Consider the following 12,855-nt stretch of genomic DNA (forward strand, 5'->3'; position numbering starts at 1 on the left):
GCCGGATCGCTGCCCGGAGCAAGCCCGCTCCCACAGAAATCGGTGTCGATCACAAGGCTGTGTTTACACCGGCGAACCTGTGGGAGCGAGCCTGCTCGCGAAGGCGTCTTCAAAGACTCCCCATCGCTCAAGCAAGCGATACAAACAACCGCTCGTCGGATACCCCTGCGCACCTGTCAGATCTGACAGGTGCGCAAATTCATCGACACAGGTTCAATCACTCCATCACCCAACTGGAGTGCCTTCCCGTGTTCGTCAACTACCTCAAGCCGGCATCCCCCCTGATTCCCACTGAGTGAGACTGCACCGGTCGTCATCAAAAAACGCCTGAATTCTCTTTAAGAGGACTTGCCTGATGCCTTCTCACAAGCGTTTCCGCTTCCCTCCCCTGACGGAAGGCAACAGCCCACTGGCGGTGCTGCGTCCCCTGCTGATTCCGGGGATGGTCGAGCCGGTGCAAGATGGCGATGGCGGGATCAGCATCAAGGTCGCCACCGATGACCCCGACGGCGTGCTGTGCGTCATCAATCCTTATCTGAGCCCCATGTGCGAGGGCGACAAACTCGAGATTTATTACAACGACACGAGAGTGCTCGAGCGATTCGTGGAGGCCGACGAAGTCAACCAGCGGGTGTTCTTTTATCTGCCCACGCCCGTCAAGTCGGGGTGGCTTGAAAACTGCCACTATGTGCTCACACGCAAAGGCGAGACCGAAGCCGATCCGCCCTCGGTGGCCTCGCGGATAGGGGTCAAGCTTTGCAAGCCGGGAAATCGTGACAAGGAACCGCATTTGCCCGACGGCCATTCAGAACTGAACATCGTGCAACTGCCGCCCGAGCTGGTCGATCAGGGCGTGATAGACGCCGAATGGGCCAAAAAAGGGGTACCGGCCACCATCCCTCATTATGTGTTTTGCACACCCAACGACAAGGTCCGTTTACAGCTGGGCGATTACCTGCTTCCTGCGCACCGCATCACGCCGGAGCAAGCCGAAGGCCAGCAGCCGATCGAAATCCTGATTGATCAGGACGCCATTCTCGGCGCCGGCGACGGTCTCAGACGGGAAATCAAATACGACATCAATGACGAAGTCTGGAACTGGGCCGACCGCCACTCCAAACGCACCTACATTGACGTTGACGCGGGCGGCTGGCGACTGGAGGCACCGATCATCAGGGAAGCCCTCAACGGCGTCATTACCATCAGGGATTTGAAAAAGCAGCCGGTGACGATTCAGATCCATGTCAGCAGCCAATACTTCGCTTTGGGCGACCGCGTGAAAATGACCTTCATCGGTACGCCGCCGAATAACGCGGAACCGCTCATCTGCAGCGAAACCCGCGACATCGATAACGTCCCTTCAGTGCTGGGAATCGAAGTGCCCTATGAGTTGATCAGGGCCATCGCCCAAGGGCGCGCCGATGCGTCTTTTATTCTCTACAAAAAGGACGGGGGCGACCCGATCTCTTCCAGGCGCGCTCTTGCCAGGGTAGAAGGCGACGTCAACATGCTCCCCGAGCCGAGCATCCGCGAACTGCTCGGCGACACCCTCGAACCGGACGAGCTCTACGCCACGGTCGACGTGCGCTACGCGATGAAAAATGGCGACCTGATCTGCCTGTTATGGTCTGGCATCAAGGCCAATGGCGATGCCTATCTGCATGAAGTCCCGCATATCGTCAGCGACAACGAAGCCAGGGAAGGCCTGGTCACGTTCTACGTCGATTCCCAGCACATCAGTGTGCTTGATAACGGCACGCTCGACCTTTCTTACGTGGTCGCGAACGATGCACCTGGCCTCCTCGACGTCAGAGAGTCCGAGCGGTTGCTGGCCAAGGTCGAGAAGGTCCGCGCGACATTGCCCCGTCCCGAGGTCGAGGAAGCCGATCCGCCGGGGGATGTGCTTGATCCGTCGAAGGTGTTCGACAGCGCTCATGTGCTGATCGGCGCGGAGGCGAACACTGTCAGCGGTGATGTATTGACGTATAGCTGGCGCAGCCTCAATCCCTTCGGCAGTACCAGCGACTGGGTGCCCATCACCACGGTGAGTGAAGGCAAGCCTGTGCGCTTTCGGGTGCTTGCAGAGTTCGTCACGGCGAATATCGGACAGCGTGTGAAAGTGCGGTTTTGGGTGCTGCGAGCCGCAACCGGACGGTATGAACATTCGGCCACGCTTGAATTGCTGATAGGAGAACTGATCGGTGAGCTACCGCCGCCCGAGGTGATACAGGCACCCGACAAGACGCTCAACCCAATGGATGGGTTGAACGGCGTGGACATCACCGCCAGCTACTCCAGCATGAACCCTGACCAGGACATGATCCGTTTGAAGTGGTCAGGAACGCCCGGCGCGGGCACCTCTGATGATCTGGAGCTGCCGGGCAGTCCCACTGGCACCGTTCCATTCCATTTACCACCTCCGGTGATTGGCGCCAATATTGCGAAAAGAGTGCTCGTGACATACGAAGTAACGCGCTACACCTATACAACGCCTTCGCAAACACTCGACTTGTATGTTTCAGGCTTCCAGGACCCTGAAAACGAACTGCCCCACCCGCAAGTACCTCAAGCACAGAACAAAGTCCTGGATCTGATGACATTCAGCGGCGATGCCAAAGCTGTTCTCGCTATCTGGCCATTCATTGCGCCCAAACAACGCATCTCGCTCTACCTCATCGGACAAACCACTACTGGTGCTACTTACACCATCAAAATTATTCCGGGTGCGGAAATAACCCCACCGCAAGTGACCAATGGCCTCAACGAAACCTTGCTCAGAAGCGAACTGATGAAACTGGGCCACTCCACGCCCGCCACCTTGATCTGCAAAGTCGCATTCGATGGCAGTGAAAAAGAGGACACTGCCTGCTTGTTCCCACAGCTACACCTGACCATCAGAACCCGCTACGACTACGTGCAGCCGGTCATCACCGCTGTGACGGACTCGCGGGGCGATGTCGAAGAAGGTGACAAAACCCGCGACAAAAAAGTCACCGTGACCGGCACGGCCACACGCAGCGAAACGGTCGAGCTGTTCGATGGGTCAACGACATCGATGGGCACGGCACTGGTGGCCGCCGACGGCACCTGGCGGCGTGAGATCGGCCCGTTGACCGAGAAGTCTTACAGCATCACCGCCAAGGCCCTTTATGACGCTGACCCGGTCTCAAGTCCTCCCAGAACCTTTACCGTCAAGTTCGCCCAAACGCCGGAAATTCTTTCCGTCAGCGACTCGCGATCGCCCATCCCGCCGGGCGGCACGACTTACGACAACAGTGTGCTGGTGGCCGGCAGCGCGACGCCAAACCTGCAGATCAAATTGCTGGAGAACAAACAGCCGGTCATTACCCTTGACGTCGACGATAAGGGTATCTGGAACCACCGCCTCAACGATCTGAAAGCTCGCTCCTACAGCCTCACTGCCGAGGCGTTGTACGAGATTGACCCTGCGACCAGTCCACCTCGGGATTTCGTCGTGGCGCAAGCGGTCACGCCGACGATCTCCCGTGTGAGTGACCTGCGCGGTGAGGTCGTCGCCAATGGTACGACCTACTACCGGACCGTCACCCTGACGGGCAAGGCCAGTCCAAACGAAAAGATCACCCTGCTCAATGCCGGTGCGGCCGTCCATACGGTGAATGTCAACGCCAGCGGTGATTGGCAATATGTTTTCAGCAACCTGAACCTGACCACTTACCGCCTGACCGCGCGAGGCGATTACGGCAGCAACCCGGTGTCCAGCCCTCCCCGGGTCTTTATTGTTGCAGCCTTTATTTCACCGAGGATTACCACGGTCACCGACTCGCGGGGCGATGTCGAAGAAGGTGACAAAACCCGCGACAAAAAAGTCACCGTGACCGGCACGGCCACACGCAGCGAAACGGTCGAGCTGTTCGATGGGTCAACGACATCGATGGGCACGGCACTGGTGGCCGCCGACGGCACCTGGCGGCGTGAGATCGGCCCGTTGACCGAGAAGTCTTACAGCATCACCGCCAAGGCCCTTTATGACGCTGACCCGGTCTCAAGTCCTCCCAGAACCTTTACCGTCAAGTTCGCCCAAACGCCGGAAATTCTTTCCGTCAGCGACTCGCGATCGCCCATCCCGCCGGGCGGCACGACTTACGACAACAGTGTGCTGGTGGCCGGCAGCGCGACGCCAAACCTGCAGGTCAAACTGCTGGAGAACAAACAGCCGGTCATTACCCTTGACGTCGACGATAAGGGTGTCTGGAACCACCGCCTCAACGATCTGAAAGTTCGCTCCTACAGCCTCACTGCCGAGGCGCTGTACGAGATTGACCCTGCAACCAGTCCACCGCGGAATTTCGTCGTGGCGCAAGCGGTCACGCCGACGATCTCCCGTGTGAGTGACCTGCGCGGTGAGGTCGCCGCCAATGGTACGACCTACTACCGGACCGTCACCCTGACGGGCAAGGCCAGTCCAAACGAAAAGATCACCCTGCTCAATGCCGGTGCGGCCGTCCATACGGTGAACGTCAACGCCAGCGGTGATTGGCAATATGTTTTCAGCAACCTGAACCTGACCACTTACCGCCTGACCGCGCGAGGCGATTACGGCAGCAACCCGGTGTCCAGCCCTCCCCGGGTCTTTATTGTTGCAGCCTTTATTTCACCGACGATTACCACGGTCACCGACTCGGTCAGCACGGTGGAGCAGAATGGAACGACCTATGACAGCGTCGTGACTGTCAAAGGCGAAGCCACCCCGCGCGAGCAGATCCAGATGTACGACAATGGCGCCCCCGTCGGTACGCCGGTCAGCGTCAATGCCGATAAACAATGGACAACGTCTGTCACCGGTCTGGCCATCCGCTCCCACAGTCTCACGGCCAAGGCCATGTATGACGTGGTTCCGATAGAGAGCCCGGCGAGAAACTTCAACGTCGCCGCCCACATCGCGCCGACGCTGACGTCTGTGCATGACGGCATCAGTGAAATCGGTAACGGCGGAACAACCAAAAGGACCTCGGTCACCTTGCGTGGCAACGTTACGCCCAACCGTGAAGTGCAGGTCTACGACTACAACAATCCAAAGCACACCGTGAGAGCGGTAGGCAACGCATGGAGTACCACACTGGCGGTGGGTGTGGGTGGTCATTCCTTAAAAGTAAAAGCTGTCAGCACCGGCCAGGAGTCTCAGCCGCCTCGTACCTTCACGGTACTCCCGGTGATACCGCCGCTGAACTTCAATACCAACTCCCAAACCTTGAGCGGCAGGATTTACCTCATTCCGGGGAGCGCAGTATTGCCAGCCTTCGGCCCAGGCACTTCGGTGCAGCACCAGGCGAGTGGTGGCCAACCTCCTTACGTTTATAGCTCTAGTAATGGAAACGTCGCATTCGTAGATTCGGCAAGTGGGTTCGTCACTGCGCGAGGTAACGGCAGTACAACGATTTCGGTAAGGGATGCGGCGGGCCAAGTGAAAAGCTATTTGGTGTCGGTAACAGGGGTGACGCAATGTTACGGATTAAGCGCAAACTGGTTGGCCAGGGTACGTGATGATGCACACAGTCGAGGCTTGAGGTTGCCTTCAATGGTCGAGTTACGGGCAATAAGCAGTTCTTTTGGAAATCGTTGGCCATTGGGTAATTCATTCTATTGGTCTGGTGAGTCGATACTTTATTGGCCCAACCCCAACCCGTTCTATCACTGTAGAAATCTGGTTACAGGGGAAGAAAAAGCGATTATAAATTTCACTGTGGTGCCCGGAGTGGGCATCACTCCTTGAACACTGACGAGGGTGAACGCCTGATCGAGGAGTATCAGCGGTTCCCCCCCCCCCCTCAGTTAGCACTCGTGTCGCTGACCCTATCTGGCTTGAACAGGCATTTGAATCACCCGCTACTCTTCAATCTTGAGGTTTGGCGAGCGAAGAGGTCAGACGAGCTTCGATAAGCAAAGTAGCTAAACGAAAAGACCGCCGCCCCGATTCAACGGAGCAGCGGTTTTTTTATGTCTGAAGGCATGGCTTCGGTATCAGGCAAAACCCGTTACCAGAGACAAGGCCGCTGTTCATCGACAGAACAGCGGCCGTTAAGGTATCTCGCTGATTACGAGACACCCTCCCCGTACCAGCAGTAGTTAAAAGCTGTACCTCACCCCCACATTCACCCCATACGGCTGCTCAATATGCTCCCCTTTGGCATAGTCCAGATCAGCATGCATCTGCCACCGCTCGGACATCGACACCGCCACACCCGCACCAAACTCTGCCCGGGAACCTGACAAGTCGTTGTTGAACACGTTGTCGTTGACCTTCACTTCGTTGTTCGAAGCAAATTCGTGAGCAATCGCCGCGCGAACGTATGGCTGGGCGACGGCCCCATTACCAAAACCGAAGTTGCGCCCGAATGTGGCGCCGGCCTTGCCGAGCAGTGAGCGCATGCGATCGCCGTCGGCTTCCATATCGTTATTGAGCGTGTAGCGTTTGCCCTGGATCTGCACCGCCGACAGTTGGGTGAACGGCTCGATGAAGTAGCCGTCAGCCAGTTTGATGTGACGCCCGAATTCCGCCGAACCGCCCACACCCCAATTGTCGTAATCGCCCTTGGTGCGGCTGCCGTCGCTCAGGCTGACCTTGGACTCGTTGTGAAAGCGGTTGACCTTGAACACGCCATCGAAGTAGTAACCGGTGTTACCGTCGAGCCAGGTGAGATAGGGTCCGAAGTAGTAGCTTTTCTGCTTACCCGAGGTACCACCATTCAGATTCAGATCGGACTGGCTCGTGCCGGCGAGTACCCCGACCAGCACTTGGCTTTCGCCCAGTCGAGCGTCGGCGCCAAGGGACAAACCCTGTTGCGTCTGCTGATAGCCGACACCCGAGCCATCGGCAACGTTGTACTTGTTACCGTACGTGCGGATCCAGCCGCCGGACTGCCCGCCGTTGAAACGCAGTTCCCCCATACGGCTGCGCAACGACGACAGCTCGCCGTACCACACGGTCGGGGCTGTGTTAAACAAGGCCAGAACCGAGCGAGCGCCGGGGCTGATGACTTCGGTGGTCGGGTCGAGAAACCACTCCTTCGCTCCCCCCTCGATTTCCCGACTGGCCAGGCTGTAAGACCAGGTGCCGACATCAACCCGCTGATCGCCGGCCAAGGCAAAATTTGCGCTGTCGATGGTGCCGGTACGCACCAGCGTCAACGCCTGCGGCGAAGCAGCGTCCAGGCCAGAGGCCGCAACCGCCAGCGTGAAGTTACCTGCCGAAGCGCCAATGACATTGAGAAAATCACGCTCACCGCTGGCAAAATCGCCCTTCATCGCAAAGGTGCCATTGCCGGAAAGTGAGCCGACATTGAGCGTGTAATACGTACCGGGGGCGTCCTGGGCGCCAAAGGTGACGGTGCCACCGTCCATGCCCAGCGCACCGATCGAATCGTTGCCGGTGAGTGTCCAGTTGGAGTTGCTGTTGACGTTCACGCTGTCGACGTTGTCGAGGCGACCCGTCAATTGGGAATAATTCTCCAGCGTGACGTTGGCGGTAGAGCTGCCGTCGACCAGCACATCACCCACCAGGAGGCCGTGGTTGAAAGCCAGTCTGGCGGTGCTGTTATCGGTGACGCTGATGGTACCTTCCAATGTGCTGTCAGCCACCGTCATCGTTGCAGTGGAAGCGCCTTGCACATCAAGGAGTACGCCGTTGCCGGCAAGCAAGCGTGTGAAATTCAGCACGTTTATCTGCGTCGTAACGCCCCCGGCGGCAAGAATGGCCGCTCCCGCCAGCCCCCGGACCTCAACGTTGTCCAGCGATACATTGGCGCCATTACCAAGACCCTCGATGTCGGGCCGTAAGCGAATACCGCTCGCCCCTCCCGTAATAGTCCCACCCTTGGCCCGTACCTCTGCACCGAACGAATTCAGACCGTAGCTGTTTGCCCCTGTACCGGTCAGGTGTGTGTCAGTCAACTGGATATCTGCACCACCACTCGCTTCTATCCCGGCCGTTCGGCCGGTAATCCGGCTCCCGCTGATCACTGCAGTTGAACCGGTCGTGGTACCGCGCTGCCGGTTGATCGACATGCCCATTCGAGTACCGCTCACGATGGCATCGGTCACATTGGCAGTGGCGTTGGAGACAGTGATACCCGCACTTCCGGACTGACCCGCATACGTCCCCCCCACAGCATTGAATTGCGCCCCCGTGGTGATCAACACTTCAAAAGTAGTCGCACCATTGGAATTCAACACGCCACCATCGCGGGCGCGATAGTTATCCATCCCAGTGTTTTGATCAATGTTCAGCGTTTCCCCCGCCTCGATGGACGTCAAGGCAACGGCAAAAGGGCTCGAAGAGAAAACTGGCGCCAGGAGCAACCAGGCCAAACGCTTTCTTGACAATATAAATGGATACCGAATTGGACAGATGCCCATACAACCTCCTTTAATTCAAAGCGGACAGTTCTCTAAATAACCGAGTGCTCAGGGGCGCACGGTACAAAGGAAAAGCACTTTATGCTGTAGGACGATTCCTGTTTTTCACGAAATTTATTTACCCTGTATGTAGACGTCAAAAGGCGGAGAAATATCTCCGCCGTTCGAAATGTTTACATTACTCCTCCTGAGTGCCTGGGCAATAAACCCCTTCATTATTGGCTACAACTACCCTCACCGCATGCGGATCGGAAGTATGAGGACGACCATCAAGTTCGGCATCATAGGTAATTGTTCCATTCCCATCTTTGATAGGCCTGAGGGCTGCATTGAACGGCAGGTAAACTTCAAAACCGCTCACATGCTCATTACCTTGCAGGGTTTTTTCGAACAAATAATCTTCGACATCAGGAGCACCCGGAGCGATAGATGACCCTACCCATTTGAAATTCAGCTTCAAATCCGTGACAAGTGAGCCGCCCCCTGCGATACGAACAATCGCGGCTTTACCCACCACTGGAATGTCGCGAAGAGAATCACAATTTAAAAACGTACGACCAGCCGGATTCGTATAGAGATTCTGAATAACGGGCTCTGGCAAGGTCACAGGAATGATATAGACATCAACTACGGTAGGTAACGATGGATTTTCATTAGTTCCGTTTGCCGGATTGCTAATGACGTAACGAGCAGTTTTTTTGCCATTTCGAGTCGCTTCGAATACAGAAGAGGGGAGTTTGAAAGGGATTTTGAAGCCAGCGGGTTCAGTCCCGTCAACTATGTATTGGCCCTGTGGAGGAGGAACTATTGTATCCTCCCATTTCAGCTTGAGGATGTCGCCGACCTTCAATGTTGTTGGATCAGGAATAGTCAGATCAACTTCGATTTCCTTGCCAACGTCACTTTCTACCAACGTGTCATCACCGGTTGATCCTTTGACCACCAGTGCTATCAGGTTCGGATTACCTTTGTCCGGATCGGGTTCAGGGTTGGTTGGCCCCGGGATCGACAGATCGATGTTTATATTTAGCCCCGTCGGTTCCGGATACAGGACGCTGTTTCGAACAATCGCGTAAGTCACATCTGCAGGCCGAGGACCATCACCATTGGCTGCCACATCCTTGTACGGTACATCGACAATAACCTCAGCGGTGCCATCCGTAGGCTTGTCCGCCTGCAAAATACCGTCGAAAGTGACTCGAGCCACATCGCCCGGCAGACCATCAGTGAATGGCGGTATGATCACGGCCACATTAGGAAAGGCTTCTTTCAAATCAACGACGCCATCATCGTTCGCAGGAACTTCTGGTGGTTGCAATGCGCTGGGTGCCCGCGTCAACCGAACATCGAATTTAAAGGGTTTAGAAGAGGGTCCAACATTGCCGACGCGATCCTCATACTTACAGTAGAAGACAAAACTCCCCTCCCCCCACGCCTCAATCGTGGTTTTTTTTAGCTCAAATTCAATGGGTGCAGTCGAGTCCTCGTCGACCGTAAAGGTATCAACAGGTATACCCGGATCACTCTTTCCGTAGTAAGCCGTATATATATCGCCTTGCTTGACGTCGTCAGGTGTCGGGATGATCATTTTAAAATCACCCAACGTATCCAGAATTTCACGCGTCAATAAACCATCCTTAATCTCATCGGGTGGTATTGCTTCACCTCCGGGCGCGCCGTGATTGGGAGCGACAGTATCGATGAAAAACTCAAATACATCCGAGACGTTTGGAACGCCGCCATAATCAACTTCGTACGTCAAGCGAAATGGGCCCGGAGTATCGGTATGTTTGCCCGGCAGCACCATGGGATAAGAAGGATCGGGCGGTATAGGCACCTCCTCCCATTCCGATACGCGTATCCCATCTTTATGTAATGCAATGAATGTCTCCCCCGGCACTGAGCCTGGCGGCACAACCATATCAATGATAGTTACATTACAGTCCGTCCCCTGCCGCGCCGCCTGCAGTTTCTTAATATTATCTCCCGGCAGAGCCGGTAATAGATTTTCAACTTCGGGGGGTTTCCCCGACCTTGTGCTCAACTTCTGACGCAAGGCAAACAATTTTTCGCGAGTACTCTCTGCCTTGGATAACTCTTTCAAGTTGGTCATTGCCTGTTCTCCTTATTGATGAACTCGCCCTTTCTGCTCCCACTACAAACTTCCAGGCAGATACCGGCCATTTATCGCGTTACACAACGCGAAAACATTTCAGTTTTCTTCGCATATATCATTGGTTGGTGAACATATGGCACCACTGGGCTGGGTACGATTGATGATCACGTAGCCCTCTTTTGACGTACCCCGAACGCCATTACTTTTTTTCAATCGGTAATAAACCAGCGCAGAACCGTAATTAACCATAGGCGCGATTAGCCGGTCGTAATCCTCAACAACAATATCGATGTCTTCACCGGGGTGCAGTGTCGTGAGTTCTTTTTCAATCTCCTCGTAAGTGCCCTCGATAGGATCGGTACCATTAAGTCCGCGGCAGCCCTGCCAGAACAGCGTCACCGCGTCGCCCTGCCTGATCAGCGGGTCAGCTTTGATTCTTACCGTGACCCCCTCCCAGAGCCTGGGTCGTGCGCAGCAGTGCAATGCGCCGTCCCTGTTTGCATGCGGAAATTCCGGCTCCTTCATGCCTTCGATCACGACAATCGATACGGCTACCGGGGTCGGCAACGACCGCTGCTGATTCACGCCATTGCTGGTGGTGTACCAGACTGGCAAGGCCGGATTCACTTTTTCGGTCTCGATAACGCGCCAGGGAACGGAAAACTCAACACATTTACCGGCAACATCGCCTGCTTCCACCTTATAGAACGCAACTGGGTCTGGGTGACTTCCCCAGTACAAGTGCAACAGCTGTCCCTGTTCGGGTGCGTCATACAGAGGCAGCAACACGCTGGCGGGCAAACCAAAATCATCCGAAAGCAAAGTATTCAGGGTTTGGCTTATTTGGCCGTATACCTCAACCAACGAGAGATCGTCGTTGATCAATGCCGGTGCCTTGTCATGATCCTGTCCGGCCAGCGTCAGGTTTACCGCCACCGAAATCTCTGGCGAGGGTGGCCCATAGGTTGCGCCCTGACGAATCTTGTAATAGACCTTGGCCCGCAAAGGCCCATTACCCTTGGCCTGCAAGGTCGGCCATGGCACTTGAACGGACAGCGGAAAAGCGACAGGGACTTCGTCGAGGGGCGTGTCGTCCCAAAAAACGGCCAGCCAATGTTTGGGATCGTTAAAGTCGTATTCATCGACTTCCACAGAAACACCGTCGCGGGCTTGCTGGCGATCGACAAGGCCTCTGGGTGACAGCGGCACCCGGGGAGGCCGCAGTGCCCCCGGTGCTGGCGTCAAGTCGACTTCGATAGTCGAAAGAAAGGAATTGGGGCCTTCGTTTCCCGCCCTGTCCCTCAGGTAGTAATAAAGAAAACGCTCGCCACTGCCCCATGCGCGAATTTCATCGGCGTACACGGTAATGCGCAAACGTCGGGCGGTGACATCTTCAGCGCTGAACTCCTGTTCGCGAATGGGTTTTTCCGAATCCGGGGGAATGGGTTTGTCAGTCCAGAAGTACGCGGCGCGATCGAAGGGCTCGACATCGGCGTACCAAGGCACCAGCACACTGACCTCCCCCTCCTGGGCAAGGAAGGTCTCGGTGATTGTGCCATTCAATTCGGGGGGAAACTCGACCGCGCCCGGCTTGTTTCCGAAGTTGGGTTTGATGGTATCGATGGTCAGGGTTTTACGCGTACTTTCATTCGGATTGTTTCCGTAAATGGAAATCTGGATCGAGACCTCATAAACCCCATGCGACAACAGGGCACGAGGTACTTTCAGGGACTGCGGGAATTCGATGGGATCATTGGTCGGATACCAACGCTCGTCGACCTTGCGGAAAACACCACCCGTGGTCATGAATCCCAACTCGACCAGATCGCTTTCATTCGGCGCAGGTCCTTGTTCAAAATCCATGAAAGTCACTTCCAGGTCTCTACCCAACGCCGCGACGGGCAGGAGTCCCCGGGGATCTTCCGGATCAATCACGGCTGGTACTTTGGGCGTGTCCAGCGCTGAGATCACGGGTGCAGGACCGCCAAATCGTGGCTGGTCGTCAGGCTTTTCGCGATAGGTCATGTCCAGACATCCTTTCCGAAGAACCGGTGCAGCGCGGCCTTCGCGCTAAACAGAGTGGTTTCATTAGATGCCGGGATGGAAAGTCTGCCTACTGTCAGAAATTACAGGTATTGCTACCGTTCGTCCGAAGTTTTGCGGAATGCGCGGGCTTACACCTGATAAACGAGAACGTTTAATCGAAACCTGCGGACACGGATATCGGCCACGGATTCTTGCGTCGTTGCCTACAGCTACGCCAGAATCCGCCGGCTTGTGCGCCTTGGGGACGGGTTCTATTGTGGGACGGTCGCTGACGAATCAGCGATCGGGTCTCGCAGCCC

General features: G+C 55.9%; 4 protein-coding genes. 1 reads left to right on the forward strand and 3 read right to left on the reverse strand.

All coding sequences use genetic code 11. The features are described 5' to 3' along the window. Positions 1–355: 355 nt before the first annotated feature. On the forward strand, positions 356–5,752 hold the full coding sequence (locus IEQ42_RS27240; protein WP_228731916.1) for an Ig-like domain-containing protein: 5,397 nt from the start codon (positions 356–358) through the stop codon (positions 5,750–5,752). A 353-nt stretch (positions 5,753–6,105) separates the two neighbouring features. Here the strand turns inward: IEQ42_RS27240 and IEQ42_RS01070 are convergent, their stop codons facing one another. The 3 genes from IEQ42_RS01070 to IEQ42_RS01080 all read right to left on the reverse strand — a co-directional run bounded on the left by IEQ42_RS01070 (position 6,106) and on the right by IEQ42_RS01080 (position 12,535). Then, entirely contained in the window at positions 6,106–8,241 is a 2,136-nt protein-coding gene (locus IEQ42_RS01070) for an autotransporter outer membrane beta-barrel domain-containing protein (protein ID WP_228731917.1), read from the reverse strand. Between the two features lie 331 nt (positions 8,242–8,572). After that, a complete protein-coding gene (locus IEQ42_RS01075; protein ID WP_210702285.1) occupies positions 8,573–10,507 on the reverse strand; it encodes a hypothetical protein in 1,935 nt (644 codons plus the stop codon). A gap of 99 nt (positions 10,508–10,606) precedes the next feature. Further along, complete coding sequence (locus tag IEQ42_RS01080; protein ID WP_228731918.1) at positions 10,607–12,535, reverse strand: hypothetical protein; 1,929 nt, start codon at positions 12,533–12,535, stop codon at positions 10,607–10,609. Positions 12,536–12,855: the final 320 nt, after the last annotated feature.

Source organism: Pseudomonas iridis (genome assembly GCF_017980685.1).
In the GTDB taxonomy this organism is placed as follows: Bacteria; Pseudomonadota; Gammaproteobacteria; order Pseudomonadales; family Pseudomonadaceae; genus Aquipseudomonas; species Aquipseudomonas iridis.